At 61.7% G+C, this 16,182-nt stretch carries 15 protein-coding genes, 4 tRNA genes and 2 pseudogenes; 14 read left to right on the top strand and 7 right to left on the bottom strand.

Annotated elements, in window-relative coordinates; genetic code table 11:
• Positions 1–182 precede the first annotated feature (182 nt).
• The 3 genes from G6N59_RS28360 to G6N59_RS28350 are packed head-to-tail and all read left to right on the top strand — an operon-like array spanning position 183 to position 2,264.
• Entirely contained in the window at positions 183–590 is a 408-nt protein-coding gene (locus tag G6N59_RS28360) for a DUF3310 domain-containing protein (protein WP_138230309.1), read from the top strand.
• Positions 591–607: 17 nt separating this feature from the next.
• Entirely contained in the window at positions 608–1,291 is a 684-nt protein-coding gene (locus G6N59_RS28355; RefSeq protein ID WP_234884204.1) for a 3'-5' exonuclease family protein, read from the top strand.
• A gap of 4 nt (positions 1,292–1,295) precedes the next feature.
• Positions 1,296–2,264: an alpha/beta fold hydrolase gene (locus G6N59_RS28350; RefSeq protein WP_138230307.1), complete on the top strand. Its 969-nt coding sequence runs from the start codon at positions 1,296–1,298 to the stop codon at positions 2,262–2,264.
• 95 nt (positions 2,265–2,359) lie between these two features.
• On the opposite strand, the gene G6N59_RS28345 is transcribed toward G6N59_RS28350, so the two are convergent.
• Positions 2,360–2,620, bottom strand: coding sequence for a helix-turn-helix domain-containing protein (locus G6N59_RS28345; RefSeq protein WP_138230306.1), 261 nt, complete (start codon positions 2,618–2,620; stop codon positions 2,360–2,362).
• 121 nt (positions 2,621–2,741) lie between these two features.
• Between G6N59_RS28345 and G6N59_RS28340 the strand changes: the two genes are divergently transcribed.
• The gene (locus tag G6N59_RS28340; protein ID WP_234884203.1) at positions 2,742–3,944 is read left to right on the top strand and encodes a tyrosine-type recombinase/integrase; all 1,203 of its coding nucleotides are present in this window, start codon (positions 2,742–2,744) and stop codon (positions 3,942–3,944) included.
• Between the two features lie 243 nt (positions 3,945–4,187).
• Here the strand turns inward: G6N59_RS28340 and G6N59_RS28335 are convergent.
• Positions 4,188–4,262 (bottom strand) — tRNA-Val (locus tag G6N59_RS28335).
• 290 nt (positions 4,263–4,552) lie between these two features.
• On the opposite strand from G6N59_RS28335, the gene G6N59_RS28330 reads away from it, so the two are divergent.
• From G6N59_RS28330 to G6N59_RS28320, 3 genes are all read left to right on the top strand, one after another.
• Positions 4,553–4,625 (top strand) — tRNA-Gly (locus G6N59_RS28330).
• A 28-nt stretch (positions 4,626–4,653) separates the two neighbouring features.
• Positions 4,654–4,727: transfer RNA gene (locus G6N59_RS28325), tRNA-Cys, on the top strand.
• 15 nt (positions 4,728–4,742) lie between these two features.
• Positions 4,743–4,817 (top strand) — tRNA-Val (locus G6N59_RS28320).
• Between the two features lie 324 nt (positions 4,818–5,141).
• On the opposite strand, the gene G6N59_RS28315 is transcribed toward G6N59_RS28320, so the two are convergent.
• Positions 5,142–5,552: a hypothetical protein gene (locus tag G6N59_RS28315; RefSeq protein WP_138230304.1), complete on the bottom strand. Its 411-nt coding sequence runs from the start codon at positions 5,550–5,552 to the stop codon at positions 5,142–5,144.
• Positions 5,553–5,648: 96 nt separating this feature from the next.
• On the opposite strand from G6N59_RS28315, the gene G6N59_RS28310 reads away from it, so the two are divergent.
• Together G6N59_RS28310 and G6N59_RS28305 are read left to right on the top strand one after the other, a co-directional pair.
• Positions 5,649–5,975, top strand: coding sequence for a hypothetical protein (locus G6N59_RS28310; RefSeq protein ID WP_138230303.1), 327 nt, complete (start codon positions 5,649–5,651; stop codon positions 5,973–5,975).
• A gap of 757 nt (positions 5,976–6,732) precedes the next feature.
• Positions 6,733–7,248, top strand: coding sequence for a toll/interleukin-1 receptor domain-containing protein (locus G6N59_RS28305; RefSeq protein WP_234884202.1), 516 nt, complete (start codon positions 6,733–6,735; stop codon positions 7,246–7,248).
• A 268-nt stretch (positions 7,249–7,516) separates the two neighbouring features.
• On the opposite strand, the gene G6N59_RS28300 is transcribed toward G6N59_RS28305, so the two are convergent.
• On the bottom strand, positions 7,517–7,726 hold the full coding sequence (locus tag G6N59_RS28300; protein ID WP_163911832.1) for a hypothetical protein: 210 nt from the start codon (positions 7,724–7,726) through the stop codon (positions 7,517–7,519).
• A 122-nt stretch (positions 7,727–7,848) separates the two neighbouring features.
• On the opposite strand from G6N59_RS28300, the pseudogene G6N59_RS28295 reads away from it, so the two are divergent.
• Positions 7,849–9,083, top strand: a pseudogene (locus tag G6N59_RS28295) (IS256 family transposase).
• Between the two features lie 18 nt (positions 9,084–9,101).
• On the opposite strand, the gene G6N59_RS28290 reads toward G6N59_RS28295, so the two are convergent.
• Positions 9,102–9,350: a hypothetical protein gene (locus G6N59_RS28290; RefSeq protein ID WP_163911829.1), complete on the bottom strand. Its 249-nt coding sequence runs from the start codon at positions 9,348–9,350 to the stop codon at positions 9,102–9,104.
• Positions 9,351–9,943: 593 nt separating this feature from the next.
• Entirely contained in the window at positions 9,944–10,549 is a 606-nt protein-coding gene (locus G6N59_RS28285; RefSeq protein WP_235678702.1) for a recombinase family protein, read from the bottom strand.
• A gap of 229 nt (positions 10,550–10,778) precedes the next feature.
• Here G6N59_RS28285 and G6N59_RS28280 point away from each other — a divergent pair, with 229 nt between their 5' ends.
• The 4 genes and pseudogenes from G6N59_RS28280 to G6N59_RS28265 all read left to right on the top strand — a co-directional run bounded on the left by G6N59_RS28280 (position 10,779) and on the right by G6N59_RS28265 (position 14,850).
• A complete protein-coding gene (locus tag G6N59_RS28280) occupies positions 10,779–12,323 on the top strand; it encodes a reverse transcriptase domain-containing protein (RefSeq protein ID WP_163911826.1) in 1,545 nt (514 codons plus the stop codon).
• 72 nt (positions 12,324–12,395) lie between these two features.
• On the top strand, positions 12,396–12,647 hold the full coding sequence (locus G6N59_RS28275; RefSeq protein WP_138233554.1) for a hypothetical protein: 252 nt from the start codon (positions 12,396–12,398) through the stop codon (positions 12,645–12,647).
• Positions 12,648–12,698: 51 nt separating this feature from the next.
• Positions 12,699–13,860, top strand: a pseudogene (locus G6N59_RS28270) (IS3 family transposase).
• A gap of 48 nt (positions 13,861–13,908) precedes the next feature.
• Positions 13,909–14,850 carry a restriction endonuclease gene (locus G6N59_RS28265; RefSeq protein ID WP_138230224.1) on the top strand — a complete coding sequence of 314 codons (942 nt, stop codon included), beginning with the start codon at positions 13,909–13,911 and terminating at the stop codon, positions 14,848–14,850.
• A gap of 214 nt (positions 14,851–15,064) precedes the next feature.
• Here G6N59_RS28265 and G6N59_RS28260 read toward each other — a convergent pair whose 3' ends face one another.
• Positions 15,065–15,406, bottom strand: a complete 342-nt coding sequence (locus tag G6N59_RS28260) for a hypothetical protein (RefSeq protein WP_138230223.1) — start codon at positions 15,404–15,406, stop codon at positions 15,065–15,067.
• Positions 15,407–16,182 lie beyond the last annotated feature (776 nt).

Raw genomic sequence — 16,182 nt, 5'->3', positions numbered from 1 at the left:
GGCTCACATGCGCTTACGGTGCCGGCCGAGTCAGTCTGCGACGCAGTGACAGGCAGCGACAACAGGCACCGAAACAGCTACAGGATGTACGTCTTCCACATGCTTAATCCTTTCAGCGCCTTTCGCACTTCAACTCACCCCGAGTGATGCTATTCTCTATTTTAGAGATACGAGAGGCGAACATGGAAAGTCCTAACACAGCGATCCGCGAAACATCCGCCGTCCCAGCGGCGGTCGAGCACGATCCGGTCAACCACCCGTCGCACTACACCAACCACCCCAGCGGGATCGAATGCATCACCGTGACGCGACTGCTCGGCTTCGACATCGGCAACGCGACCAAATACGTCTGGAGGCGCGGCGACAAAGGCAATGCGATCCAGGATCTGGACAAGGCGCTGTTCTATCTCGACGACGCGTGCGTCCACGCGCGCCGCAACCGGAAAGTACCGCGCCGCGCGGCACGGTTGCTGTTCCGTGTCGCCGACGCCGAACCCGACCCATTGGCCGCACAGTTCTACCGGGCCGTGGCCCACCGCCGGTGGCACATCGCGACTGCCATGGTGCAGGCGCTGCGCTACAACGCATGAGAACATCAGGAGACCGCATGGGTAGCAACGGATTCGACCATCTCGCCGTCATCGACATCGAGACCACCGGCTTAGACGCCGACGCAGACCTGATCCTCGAGGTCGGCGTAGTCATCGTCGATCCCCAGCTGCACGAGGTTGCACATCGCAGCGTCTTGATCACCACCCGGGACGCGGTGGCCTGGGCCCGCCGGACACGTAAACAGGCGCGCGCCGGCGGGAAAGCCACAGCAGAGCTGAACCCGGCACAGAAAATGCATCTCGACAACGGATTGGTCGAAGACCTGTTGTTTCCCCGGCCGCTCAAGCCCAACGCGGTCGGACTAGATCTGCAAAGCCAGATGGTCGCATCGGACTATTCGGTTGCCGCCCAACAGCTGTGCATGTTCTTGGACCGGCACTTGATCATCGACCCGGTGCCGATGGTCGGCAGCTCTGTGCGATCACTCGACGCCCCGTTCCTGGAAGCGCACATGCCGGCGTTGCTTTCCCGATTCAGCCACCGCACCATCGACGCTTCGGCGTTGATAGAGCTGTCGCGGTTCATCGACCCTGCCGGGTGTGACGCCGTGACATCCGCGATCGGCGCCTCCAGCCATCGCACCATCGGCGACTGCCGGAGATCACTGGACACCATCCGTTCGTTCGCCGCCCACTACAGGATCGGCGACGTTGGCAAACCTGGGCCCACCGAAAGGTAACCTCATGTCCCGCAGCACGATTACGCCACCGTCCGACGATCTGCGCGTGCGCCGGGACCATCGCATCCTCGCCGACGACGGAGCGTCTCTGGCGGTTACCGACTGGGCGGTTCCCGGCTCCGGCGACACCGCTGTTTTTCTGCACGGACTGTGTTTGAGCTTGCTGTCGTGGAAGACCCAGATTGGCCACCTGCAGCGCCGATGTGGCAGCACCCGGATCATCGGTTATGACCATCGCGGGCACGGTGATTCGAGCGGGGCGGGCGTGCGCACCTACCGGATCGAGCAGCTCGCCGACGACCTGGACCAGGTGTTGACAGCACTCAAGGTGACGGGCCCTGTAACGCTCATCGGACATTCCCTGGGTGCGATGGTCGCACTGAATTTCCTTTCCCGCCGGAAGCATCGTTGCGCCGCCACGGTTCGCGGGTTGGTCTTGTGCACCACCGCGGCGGGACGACTACCCGAGCGAGGCGTCGGAAGGCTGTTGACCGCTCCCATGGTCGGCGGCCTTGCCGGTGCGGTCGAGCACGTTCCCGACTGCGTGACCACCGCCGTGACGATCCCCATGCGCATGGCGCTGGATCGGATGCGCAATCATGGCGGTCCTGTGCAACGCTCCTTGACCGGGGTGGCGGCCAGCGCGCTTGCGAACACACCGCTAAGTACCGCTGTGGGTTTCTTGCCCAGCCTCCGCGACTTTGACCAGCACCACAGCTTGACGAAAATCACCGCACACACCACGATCTTGAGCGGTGGTATGGATGTGCTCACCCCACCGGCGCATGCGTACGAGATGGCCGCAGCGATCCCGAACGCCGTGCATGTGCACGTTCCCCATGCCGGGCACATGCTCCCCCAGCAGGCTCCGGGTGTTGTCAGCGATGCGATAGTTCGCACAGTCACCGCGGCGAGATTGTCGTCGACAGCGCATACGGCGGACGCGGTTGGCACTGCAAGCCACGCCGGATAAGGCGCGCGACGGACGACTCGTCCGGCAATGGGAAAGGCGCACGAGATCGCGCCGCTCACCGGACTACTCCCGGACAGGCCAGCCGCCGGCTTCAGCTATGCAGCAGCGCCACCTCGAGCAATGAACCGCTCCACATCCGCAGCCTTCACCAGTCTGCGGCGTCCAATCTTCACCGACGCCAGGCGACCGTCCTTCAACATCGCGTAGACCAGCGTCTGGCCGCACCGCAGCATCTTCGCCGTCTCCGGCACAGTGAGCAGTGTCGGGGCGACGTGCGCGGTCTGGGCAGGCTGCGTGGCGGCAAGTAGCGCAGCGATCGCGGCTGCCGCGGCGGCAATCTGGTCTGCGTTATCCATGCAATACAGCATGGCCGCGGTGACCGATGCAGACCAGTGAAGTTCGACGACACGCGGAAAATTTGCATGTTTTGTCACGTCCGTTGCGTACGCAATGAATCTACCTGTCATGCTCCTAGATATGGGAAGAATTCCGGATTGGGTAAAGAAGGTTGAGACCAGCGCTGGTCGCCGGTACGAGGTCCGCGTCCACGCCCATCGACCTGACGGCACACGCTTCCAGAACAAGAAGCGCTTCAAAACGGTCGACGAGGCGGTTGAATGGCGCTCGACTGTCATCTCGGAAGTGGCTCGCGGCACACACGTGTCACCGACGGAGCTCACAGTGATGCAGGCGGTGGACAGCTGGCTCCTCGGACAGCGGATACGACCAAAGACCATGAGTGCGTATGTCACGGCGCTGCGGCCGCTGGTGGATCACCTCGGAGACCGGCGTGTGCAGACGATCACCAAAGACGACATCGAGGCAGTCGTTCGTGCGTTGCGCGACGGAACGAGCGCGATGGGAACGTGGAACGCTCCCCAGAAGATCAAGGGCAAAAGGGTGCGATCACCGTGGGCCGCGACGTCGATCAACCCGATGCTCGCCCACACACGGAACGTGTTCGCCGATCTTGTCGATCAAGGAATCTTGCCCCGAAATGTTGCAGCTTTGGTCAAGCCCATGCCCACCACGAGGGCAAAATTGATGACGCTAAATGCCATGCAAATTTCCACTCTTCTGACCTCGGTTGCCGATCATCAGTTCGGCATCGGCTTCCGGCTGGCACTCAATGGCATGCGCCGCGGCGAGCTGCTTGCGCTCCGGTGGAGCGATGTGAACTTCGAGACGGGGATCGTGTCGATCAGCTTGTCGAGGCTGGCGATCGCAGGCGGGAGCGCCACTGGCGCACCCAAGACGGACAGCAGCGTGCGCGACCTCCCGATGCCGCTCGACCTCAGTGCCGCCCTGCGGCGCGAACGCAAGCGCCAGGCAGAGGCGAAGCTGCGCCTGGGCACCCTGTGGAAGGACACCGGACTTGTCGTGGTGGACGCGTTCGGCAAACCCCCGCACCCCGACACCATCACGCACGCATGGGCGGATGCGCTGAGTGCCGCGAAGCTTCCTCACGTCCGCCTGCACGACGCGCGGCACTCGTGCGCCACCCTGATGCACCTCAACGGCGTCCCTGAAACAGTGATTGCCGCGTGGCTGGGGCACACGGATGCGCGCTTTACCCTCAGCGTCTACACCCACTCCAACAACGACGCACTGGCCGCCGCTGCGGTCAAAATCAATTCGATGCTTTCCACGGGAACCGGGTCATCCGGAAACCCCGGATGAGGCGGCCCCAAAGGCCGTCGTCCAAGCACAACTGAAACACCGAACAAATGTCGTCGCATGAATTACTTTGTGCGACGGCATTTTTCATTGAACACACGATTCCGCATCATGGGGCCAGCCGAGAGTGGGTCATCGCGGGGTCATCGGTGACCCGATAAAAGTCTTATGGGTCAACGTGGGTCATCGAGCGGCTCAGAACGCACCCCAGAAACAGAAAAACCCGCAGCTAGCTGCGGGTTTGTGTGGTGGTCCCGACTGGGATCGAACCAGTGACCTTCCGCGTGTGAGGCGGACGCTCTCCCCCTGAGCTACGAGACCGGGGAATCTCACCGACCGGATCGGTGCGACGACAGACACTAACACGTCCCGTGACCCGAACGGGAATCGCGCCCCGCAGACACTCGGCCGCCCGAGTCCGGGCCACCCGACCCGACCACCGCATCGCCTCAGGAGTCACGGGACGCAACGCCTGAAACACCCGCCATCACCCGGTCAGCTCCGCGAACCAGCCCGTTTACCAGGGGTTTTCACGCGATTTGTGTCTGCTCGCATTCGTGCACTAATGTCTTGCATCGCAACGGACGAACAAAGTTCAACCGAAGCGAAACGCGGATGTAGCGCAGTTGGTAGCGCATCACCTTGCCAAGGTGAGGGTCGCGGGTTCGAATCCCGTCATCCGCTCGAAGGTGCGAATGGCATCAGCCCCAGTGGTGGAGTGGCCGAGTGGTGAGGCAACGGCCTGCAAAGCCGTGCACACGGGTTCGATTCCCGTCTCCACCTCCACAAGTTTTCAACCCGGCGCGATTAGCTCAGCGGGAGAGCGCTTCCCTGACACGGAAGAGGTCACTGGTTCAATCCCAGTATCGCGCACCACATTCTTTGCAGGTCAGGGCTACTAATTAGAGCTTCTGAATAGTTCGCATGTAACTATCATGCAACAGCGCTCCGCGGGCGACCCCCATCGGGGCAGTTCGCAGCAGACAATCCACAAATGCGTCCAACGTCTCCGCGACTACCCGTCGGGACATCGTCGAAGGAATCGCCGACAGGCGCGCCCTAGCCACGCCGACCGCGACGGCGATACCCACATCTGCACATGCCGCGCCCTGCGGCGCGGCACACCGAAACCGCCTCAGATCAGGGCCAAGCCAAGCAACTACGAAACCGCCCCTGGCTTAATTGCCGGGGGCGGTTTTGCTAATCTTCGCCATCGTCCTGCGGAGGCGAGTCCAGCAACTCGGTGATCGCGATGGTCGCGTTCTCGACTGCGCGTAGACGGAGGCGGATGTCAAGCATGTTTGCGATGGCCAGCAGGAGATCCCACGGGTCGACGTTGTGCAGCTGAATGTCTACCGCTTCGATGCTGTCGAGTTCCGCAATGTGCTTGCCGCCTAGCGTCGACTTGCGCACCGCGATGACGTGAGGGTGCGACGCGCCGCTCCTTGTAGCCCCTAGGTCAAGCCCGATGATCTGCCACTCTTCGGCATCCAAGCCCGCAAGGTCGTAGATCGCCGTGTTGCCGGCCATCGTCTTCTCCAGCGCCACATCGCCGACCCAATCAGGGTAGGTGACCGACGCTTCGCGCTTCCATTCGTACGGGTCCATCATTCTCTTTCTGTAGGTTGCCTGTGAAATCTAACGGCTCCACACCCCCGTTTACAGGGACCGATTCACCCTGTTCGCTATAGGCATAGAATCGCACACATGTTCGAAGGTTGGCGCGCGGAGGTTTACCGCCCGGTGGACCGTGCCGTCCTCGTCCAAACCACCACGCTGTGGGTCGACGCAGGTCCCTACTCGATGGGCCTGCCGCCCCGGGTCGCCCGGGAACACGGATTGAGATTCCGCTACCCCCACCCCGGCCGGCAGCGCGCATGGGTGCGCCGGGACAACGGCCAATGGCTGGCCCTGATCGAGGTCGACGTCAAGACTGCGGACGGCGCGAATACCGTCACGCTGCAGCTGTGGCTGCAATCGCATCAGTTCACCCTCCCCCGCAACCCCGACCACACGGGCTACCGTGCGAAGTGAGCAACGAGGAGGACACTGTGAGTGACTGGCATCTGACCGACAGGCGTTGCGATATGGACGGCGAACTACTGCAGGCGTCCGAGGTTTACGGAGCGCGCGCGGGAAGCGGCCGCAGACACTTCCGCTGCGACAATCCGCGTTGCCCCAACCACGTGGGCATCCCCGCGCTCACTGAAGTCATCTAACGCGAGCCTCGCGCCGCGTTTCTCACAGCACACTCATAGATTCCTGAGGGGCGCCACAACATTTCGCGGTAACAGACCACTAGATCTTGGGGTGATACATCTACACACCCACAAGATAGTCACAAAACAGCTACGGCGCGCCGTCCGCATAGATCGGCCCATACGGCCATACTGGACATGCGATCCGCTGCGGCGGAAAGCAAAGCGCACCTCGCCACCGGCGGGGTGTTGGAGTGCCGGTAACGGGGCGCGGTAAAGCACTTAGACACTGCAACTGTAAACCAAAACAGGCACTCCTCAACCCGAGACGCACCGATGTACGACAACGAGTCGTAGGTGCGCGGACGTTAGGAGTCACCAAAATGGCAGGTTGTACCGCTCCAGTAGAAGGTCATCGCACGGCCTCAGGCGCCGCGAACTGCCCAGCATGCCGAGGCCGGTCCCGGTACGGGCGGTCGTCTTACTCGTCCTACTCGCCGCCGTCTTACTACCGCACGCCCACTCCGGTGTACGCGAGTGGTGGCAGCGGGTCGACCAGCGGCGGGACGACCCGATCGGTACGCGGCCGGTCCGTGACGTTCACCGCGAACGAGCTTCGCACCCTCGCTCCGGTTCGCGAGGCGGTCGAGCGGATTGCGCAGATCTACCCCGATCGTCGCGACGTGTTCCTATGCCACGCGTGGGACGATCGTGCGGGCGCCGCGAAGGAGTTCCACGATGGGCTGGAGGCCGTTCGCCTGAGCGTCTGGTTCTCCGAGAAGGATGTCGTCCTGGGCACCCCGCTGATGCGCGAAATCGACCGGGGACTGAGCAAGTGCCGGATGGGCATCGTGCTGGTGACTCCGTCGATGTTCAAGAGCCTGAACGCACAAGGCGTCGCCGACAAGGAACTGAGCGCGTTGCTCGCTACCAACCGCCTCATCCCGGTATGCCACGGCGTGACCTTCGATGAGCTCCGGGATGTCTCCCCCATGCTGGCTTCGCGTTCCGGATTGACCACCGATGAGGATCAGTCGCTGGCGGACGTCGCCGCCAAGATTGCCGACACGGTGCATCCCGAGGACACCGTCACCCAGCAACCCGCTTAATCATCAACCGTCACCTTGTACGGCTCCCCCGGCCGTAGCAGGTGCGGGCAGCTGGTGGCAAGGTGGTCCCGACCTTGGTCGGGCCACCTTGCCCTAATTGTCAGTCGCACGCGGTAACTTCACCGGACTTGGAGCGATCACCGGCGTCGCAACGGAGGGGGCTGACGGTATGGCGTCAACAGCGCACTTCGGAGACGACTCGCGCCTATCACTGGTGGCATCCTTACTAGCGCATGCAGTCATCTATGTCCTGCCAGTCGCAGTTGCACTAAGAATCGCGTCTTGGTTCGGGCTGCTGACCGACATCAACTTTGTGGGCGTTGTCGCCCTGATGGCGTGCTGGTACGCAAGCCTGTTCCACCGCCGCAAGAATCACCTCTGCGTTCGGTGCATGGACGACGTTCCCGCTGATGCGCCACTCCTCGTCGAACGTCGCAGACTGCCACTGAGATTCACACACTTCATCGGTTGCGTCCATCAAGGTGGTGTACGAGTCGGACCTGATCAGCGGTACCGGCGTGTCGTAGCCGAGTGATTGAAGGTCATCGCGTGATTCTTCGAGAGACCGTCCAAAGTCACTCGAGCAAAGGAATCGACGCGATGACCACTGCCCACAATATCGATCTGCCCACTGTGCTGGCCGAACGACTCACCACTGCCCATCCCGACGTGCTGCGCGAGCTGCTGGCCACGTTCATCCACACCCTGATGGGCGCCGAAGCCGACGCCCTATGCGGTGCCGGCTACGGCGAACGCTCGGCTGAGCGCACCAATTCCCGCAACGGCTACCGACACCGTCAATTCGACACCCGTGCAGGGACTTTGGATCTTGCGATCCCGAAGCTGCGGCAAGGATCCTACTTCCCGGACTGGCTGCTGGAGCGCCGTAAACGCGCCGAGCGGGCCCTGACCACGGTGGTGGCGACGTGTTACCTGCTTGGTGTCTCGACGCGGCGGATGGACAAGCTGGTCGAGACCCTGGGCATCACGTCGTTGTCGAAGTCGCAGGTGTCGGTGATGGCCAAGGAACTCGACGCCGCCGTGGAGGCGTTCCGGACCCGGCCGCTCGATGCCGGCCCGTATACGTTCGTCGCTGCGGACGCTCTGGTGCTCAAGGTGCGTGAAGCCGGCCGGGTGGTCAACGTGCACGCCCTGATCGCCGTCGGGGTCAACGCCGAGGGCTACCGCGAGATCCTGGGAATCGATGTCACGACCGCTGAGGACGGGCGGGCTGGTTGACGTTCTGGCGGTCGTTGACCGCCCGCGGCCTGTCCGGGGTCAAACTGGTCACCAGCGACGCCCACGCCGGGCTGGTCGCCGCCATCGGGGCCACCCTGCCCGGAGCGGCGTGGCAGCGCTGCAGAACCCACTACACGACCAACCTGATGTCCGTCACTCCCAAGAGTTCGTGGCCCTGGGTGCGCACCCTGCTGCACTCGGTGTTCGACCAACCTGACGCTGAATCCGTTGCTGCTCAATATGATCGGATCATCGACGCATTGTCCGACAAGCTGCCCAATGTCGCCGATCACCTCGAAGCGGCGCGGCCGGATCTGCTGGCGTTCACCGCGTTCCCCAAGCAGATCTGGCGCCAGATCTGGAGCAACAATCCCCAGGAACGACTCAACAAGGAGATCCGCCGGCGCACCGACGTCGTGGGCATCTTCCCCGACCGCGCGGCCCTGATCCGTCTCGTCGGAGCAGTGCTGGCCGAACAACACGACGAATGGGCCGAGTCGCGGCGCTACCTCGGCCTCGACGTTCTGAGCAAATCACGCACCGTCAACGACACCCCAACCGAACAGGAGGCTACCCCCGCGGCACTGCCCGCCTGACCCAACTACCTCGAAGAATCACACGACGACGTCATACACCACGTCCCTGGACTTGACCACTTCATCGCAACACCAGTCGGAATGATCTGCACGCTGGCGGCTTTCGTTTCTCCGCTGCTGGCCGTGGCTTTCTTGCCGAACATCGCCAAACCAGCATTCATCCCGAGCGATTTGTGGGTATTCGGCCTGATCTACGCCGAGTGGGTCCATCACCGGTTGCGGCCATGGTGCCCCTACTGCAAGCCGTGGGACGACTTCGGTGATCACGAGCCGGCACCAGATCCAACTTTGCACAGCACCCAGCGATAACACTCCACAGCCATCACCCCAGAAGTTGAAGCGGAACTCCTTGCTGGGCGTTTGTTGTCATTGCGAGCGTTGGGAGCGTTAAGAATCGGCAGGTCAGAGGGTTGGCCGCGTTGGCTACCGATTGCGGCAGACGAAGCTACTGCGGACGAACTGCGGACGAATGCCACGGAGAGAGAGCGCACGCTGCCGTACGAGGCGAATTGGAAATTGGTTTAGCGGATACCCCCCAGGGGGTGTTGCGAAATCGCTCTACAGGAGAGCGGCAAGCCATATCCTATTGCCGTCCACACATATGTTGAGGAGAAGATATGTCCGCACCAACCATCGAGAGTCCAGCACGCGTCAAACCGAGCACGGAGCCGCAAGCGCTCGGTACATGTCGTTGTGTGTGCCCCGACTGTAAGAGCGGCAGGCACTGCGGACAGCGGGTGAACAACTGCGGCTACGTGCGTTGAGCCCCTAACCCAGCTGACGTTTCGAAGGTTAGAGGGTTCGGCGGTCCCACCGTGGAAGCAATTCCATAGTGGGGCCGCTCGCTATCTGGCCTGTAGCTACTGTGTGCCCGCTTCTGCGCCGAGGACGCGATAAACGGTGGCACGGCTGACGCCCAAGGTCGATGCGATAGTGCTCGCCGACTCACCCGAGGCGTGCATACGCTGCGCCAGAGCCGCTTTCGATGCGTCCAATGCCTTTGGGCGACCGATTGCTTGGCCTCGCGCTCGTCTCGCCTCCCGGGCTGCCGAGCGACGTTCCCGGCCCAGTTCTAGCTCAAGCTCAGCCAGGCTCGCCAGGACACCGGCTACCATGCGGCCAGTGGCGTTCGACGTGTCGATACCCTCGCGCAGGGATCGCAGCACGATTCCACGCTCACCAAGCTCGCGGATCGTTGCCATTACCTCCGCAGCATTACGGCCAAGCCGGTCGATACCAATAACCACGATTGCATCGCCCTCGCGTGCGTAGTCCAGCAGAGCGGCCAGGCCGGGACGTTGCTCGCGGGTCGAACTGCCCGACAGCCTGTCCGAGTAGACGCGGGTTGTATCGACGCCCGCAGCGGTCAACGCATCGACTTGTTGATCGAGCGACTGATGCCCAGTGCTGACGCGGGCGTACCCGAGCACAGTTCCGGTTGGCATCGGCGTGATGGCGACGGACATGAGAGTAGTGTCGCAAAAGTCTCATAATATGTCAATATGCGACATATGTTTTGATACATCTTCTGAGACGACGCGAGCTGGCAGTTTCTTGAGCCCAAGCATTCTCGCTACCCGCGTCTCAATTCTTTAGTTCTGCAACAGCCTGCCCTTACCGCCGTAGTTCTGCTGCAGCGACGACACACTCCTAGATAGTCACGCGCCTCAGCTGATCCATGGCAATGTCGGTCCCGTGGCAGGAATCGATTGGTCGAAGGCACTCGACTTCGAAAAAGCTGTCTCCAACGTTCGCTCAGAGTTCGTTGGCGACTGGCACCGCGATCCGTGGGGTTGGCCAGAGATTGACTACATCGCATCGACGGCCCAGGAGTTGCTAGTCGAGCATCTGAAGTCGAATCGCATAGGCCGCGCAGCTCTCATCGATGTTCCGAAAGAGAACTGGGGAGTCCGGCCAGCGGTGGTGCTGAATATCGTGGATCGGTTGGTCTATCAGGCGTTGGTGGACCGGGTAAGCGTCGATTTGATCGGGGACCTCTCGCCGAGCGTTTATGGTTGGCGTCTGCCGCCAGGTTCGACGGAGCGTGGCGGTTACTCACAGAACAGCCTGCAATGGGACGCCTACCGCGACCACCTCAGCGGCGCGGCCGGCTTCTTCGAAGTCGGCCTACGCACCGATTTGGTCTCCTGCTTCGCGAGCATGCCCGTCGATCTGGTGCTCTCTGCGATCGATGAACGAGTAGCCCAGGGCGCTGTCAGTCGACGACTCCTCTCTCTCATCGATGGCATGTCCAAGATGCCTGGAAGGTCGGGACTCCCACAAAGGTCGCTTGCCTCAGCGGTAGTGGCGAACATGTACCTTCAGCCTCTCGATGACGTCCTTGAGCAGTATTCGCACGACGTTCCCAGCCTTGATCTACTTGGATCCAAACGAAAGTCTCCGCGTCGAAGTTGGACAAGGTGGATGGACGATGTTTGGCTCTTCGGCGGCGATGCGTCAGACCTACGCCGTGCCCAACTTGAACTGCAGAGCGTCGCACGCTCGATCGGGATGAACATCAACTCGGCGAAGACAGAGGTTCTGGATGGCGAAGATCTCTATGAAGCTGCTCTGCAAATCGAGCACAGCGCCGTAGACGACGCCCTGTTAACCGACAAGGACGCGAAGCCATTGGAAGAGCTGGTCGACCGGCTGCTCGATGACCCCGCCCGTGCTCCTAGGACGAGCCTGAAGTTCGCGGCCCTGCGAATGCGAAAACACAACAGCCACTATCGAATTCAGGAGTTCGCGCAGCTCGCGCACCAGATGCCGCACGCAGCAGACGCGTTGACTCCGCTGTTTAAGCTGACGTTCACGCAGAGCAGCCTGCAAGACTGGTTCCTGGACTATGCCAAGAGCGGCTGGGGGTCGCTGCAATGGTCGGTGGCGCAGTATCTACACCTGTTTCCCAGCGAATCTCGTCCGCGCAAAGCACTGCGCGATTACGTGACGACACTTATCGCTGACTCAGATACTTCTATCTCGCTGTTAGCGGTGGCAGCGCAACGATTATGCGCCTGGGACCCACAAGCGGCTCGGGCGGCGCTTCGTCAAGTAGCCGTACGCACCGATCACCCGCAGAGTCGAAGGATCGTTGCGTTGGCTTGTCTCGCCGCCGATGAGCGTCGAACAACGGTACGTAAGTGGCTCGCGCACGACGACGATAACCGGGTCACACTTGACATGCTTGAAAGCCGAAAATTCGCTACGCCGGAGGTAAACAAAGCCTATGCGCGATGACATGTCTGGGTGGGCATTTGCGGTTGTGGCCGCCTCTAGAAAACCGGGTCTGGTGCGTTGCAGGTCCAACGAATGGAGTTAGAGCAACTGCTGGCGATCTTTGACGCGGCTGCGGCGAACCTGGCTAAGTCGGAGGCCATTTGGGACCAGGCGGAGGCCATGATTCCTCGGTCGGCCAGTTTGGGCAATCCGCTGGGCTTTGACGACCTCGCGCGAGCATGGATGGACCTGATCAGGGGACTGCCACCTGTCGACGGATGGACAATCACGGAATCGATACCCACGCCCGACGACATCGGTCGTTCGGGTCTGCTGCACGAATAGGTGACATCTGAGTTGGCTTGCCCAGCATGGGCGGGCTGGAAGGATGTCCCCATGGCAAGGCCCTACCCCCGCGAGTTCCGCGACGACGTCGTCCGGGTCGCTCGCAACCGCGATGACGGTGTAACGATCGAGCAGATCGCCACCGATTTCGGAGTGCACCCGATGACGCTGCAGAAATGGCTCCGTCAGGCCGACATCGACGAAGGCACCAAGCCCGGCAAGAGCGCCAGCGAGTCCGGTGAGCTGCGCGAAGCCCGACGGCGGATCAAACTGCTAGAGCAAGAGAACGAGGTGCTGCGTCGGGCCGCAGCGTATTTATCGCAGGCCAATCTGCCGGGAAAAGGGTCTACCCGCTCGTGAAAGAGCTCGCCGCCGACGGGATCCCCGTCGCGGTGACGTGCCGGGTACTCAAGCTCTCCCGCCAACCGTATTACCGCTGGCTGGCCGACCCCATCACCGAGGCCGAACTCATCGAGGCCTACCGCGCCAATGCGCTGTTCGACGCGCACGCAGACGATCCGGAGTTCGGCTACCGCTACCTCGTGGAGGAGGCGCGCGATGCCGGCGAGCCGATGGCCGAGCGCACCGCATGGCGGATCTGCTCGCAGAATCGACTGTGGAGCGTGTTTGGTAAGAAACGCGGCAAGAACGGCAAAGTCGGGCCGCCGGTGCACGACGATCTTGTCGAGCGTGACTTCACCGCTGAAGGGCCAATCAGTTGTGGCTCAGTGACATCACTGAGCACCGCACCGGTGAGGGCAAGCTCTACCTCTGTGCGATTAAGGACGTGTTCTCCAACCGGATCGTCGGCTACAGCATCGACTCCCGAATGAAGTCACAACTGGCCATCCGGGCACTACACAGCGCGGTAGCCCGACGCGGAGATGTCGCGGGGTGCATTCTGCACTCGGATCGCGGATCTCAGTTCCGGTCAAGGAAATTCGTACACGCCTTGAATCAACACGAGATGGTCGGCTCTATGGGCCGTGTCGGAGCCGCCGGCGACAACGCCGCCATGGAGAGCTTCTTTAGCCTGCTGCAGAAGAACGTGCTCGACCGCCGCCGCTGGGACACCCGAGAACAACTCCGTATCGCGATCGTCACCTGGATCGAGCGCACCTACCACCGGCGCCGCCGCCAGTCCGGCCTCGGGCGGTTGACCCCGATCGAATTCGAAGCAATCATGACCACACCGGCCAGTCAGGCCGCGTGACCGAAACTGTCACCTGATCGTGCAGCAGACCCTTCGTTCCTGGACTGGATGGAGCTTGGCGAGCCCCCCTGGCCGGTGTACGACGCAATTGAGCAGCCCACTAAGGACATTCAGGAGTATCGGTATCGCCTGAAGCGCGCCCGCAGACGCGCAGTTCGCACCCGGGCCGAGGTTGTCGTTGCCGAGATCGACCGACTTCTTCCTATTTGTGTGCGCAGCGTCCCGCGCGAGGCAAGTGCGAAGATACAGACAGCCGAAACTGAGGTCATTCGGGACCGCATTGCCGAGATTGATCGCTTGCTCGGGGATGCGACTCCGCGCGCAGGACGTTGGTCTGACCTGCGGCGCCATATGTCATTTGGCGAAGGCCACGACTGGTGGGACATCTTTGAACTGGACTGGCCCTCGGTGAAGCCAGAGATCCTCTCAGCTGTCATCACAGAGACAGACCCCCTGCCGGTTCCTGACCTTGATCTAGGCGTTGCCGCAGCCAATGAGCCGAGCGGAGGCGTGACTACGGCTCTTCGCTGGGACTTGATCACCGACGAAGGATTTGAGCGGCTTCTCTATGACCTGCTTCGAGGGCTAGAGGGATACGACAGCGTTGACTGGTTGATGAAAACGAACGCGACTGATCATGGACGTGATTTGACCTGCTATCGGACACTCCCCGATGCGTCGGGCTATTCAAGGCGTGAACGCGTCATTGTGCAGGCAAAGCATTGGCGATCGAAATCGGTCGACCCCGTGTCTGTTATGGACGTGGTCTCGCGTCTTTCTGCCTGGGAGCCACCGCATATCCATTGTCTTGTCGTGGCAGCGAGTGGTCGATTCACGGCGGACGCCATCAGGTTCATCGAGACACACAACGAACGTGGATCAGATCCCAGGATCGAGCCATGGTCCGAGGCGCATCTTGAGGCGATGTTGGCTCGCAGGCCCGAACTGACTGCGGCGTACGGTCTGCGGGGACAGGCGGCTTCCCATTGACGTCCTGTGCTGACGGTGGTTAGCACATCTCGCATGTCAACTCATGATTGCCCACGTCACGGCGTGCTGACCCATTTCGCGTCTCCGCAGCTCAACCCTATTATATGTGTCTTCAATTCCCGGCAACTCTACCGCCCGACAAAGTGGCGGGCCTTGATGGCGACCCACGCGGCGACGAAGCGAACACACCTCCCGGAAGAGTCCGCTGCCGCCATCATGGGCACGGCTGCGCGATGTCGTCCTTCAACGACCACAGCGCCTGCGCCTGCTCTCGCGTGATGATCTCCCGTTCGGCAGCGAGCGTGATCAGCGCAAGAACGGCATCCGTCCGGCCGTTCTCGCGGATATCGGCCAACCTATCAAGTGCCCGCACAAACCCGACGTGGCCGTATTTGAGGTGAGCCCCCGGCACAGCCACGGTTGTACCGATCAGGTCGTCACTGCTGCTGTCGCTGATATGGACCTGTACGTTAACCCGCCCGAACCCGGTGACCTCGCCACGCGAGTTTGCGCCGACACGACCCCTGTTCGCAATACCTCCGTAGCGGAGGCTCACTGGGTCGCCCACCCTCAGGTCTCGCCCGTCATGGTCGCGGCCAACTGACATCTGCACACTCCCCTGCGCCTAGGCTCTCCATCCTTCAATTGCCGAAGGTACAGAGCATTTCGAATGGTGGAAGGCAGGTACTTCTCTGTCGGTCAGGTCGGCAGCCCCTTGGAGACTGCCCCCCGGGCGGGTTGAAAAGTCTGGACGGCTGTTTGGCACTCGCGACCGTCGTCGCGGATTTCTCCCCGATTCGTTTCGGCCGCAAATCCGCAGATCAAGGGCGCATACGAGGATCGCCGCCCCGCGCCGATCGACAGCCGTCAGCCAGAAGACGAAGGACGGGTGCGGCAGCACCATTGATGGACGAAGTTGTCGCCGGTCACGAGTAGCGTCAATCGCATGATGTGGGTCGTCGCGCTGCTGGTCGGAGCGATCATCGTGGCCAGGAGTCGCGACACTGATGACGATGTGTACTGGTCTGAGTACTTCAGCAACGAGGACAGGTAATTGTCGGAATTTCCAGCACGGAATGTTGTTCTCCGAGCTGACCATCTTCGCAACCGACCGCCACGCCGCTCAGGCTAACAACGGCCTAAACCGCTCCCGCCCCCGAAGGGGCGGGGAGCACGAAATTCGCTACCTTGCATGGAGTGCCCGCTTACGGGCCCTACCGGGCTCGTTCCCAATACTTCTCGGCAGGCTGTTGCAACTATGACTGCTACTGGATGGCCCGCTGTTGAGAGAGAGTCATAAAGCACCCTCACAAACGTGCTGTTCAGACCGGG

Source organism: Mycolicibacterium aubagnense (assembly GCF_010730955.1).
In the GTDB taxonomy this organism is placed as follows: Bacteria; Actinomycetota; Actinomycetes; order Mycobacteriales; family Mycobacteriaceae; genus Mycobacterium; species Mycobacterium aubagnense.
The sequence above is the reverse complement of the archived record's forward strand: the minus strand, read 5'-3'. Positions and strand labels throughout refer to the sequence as shown.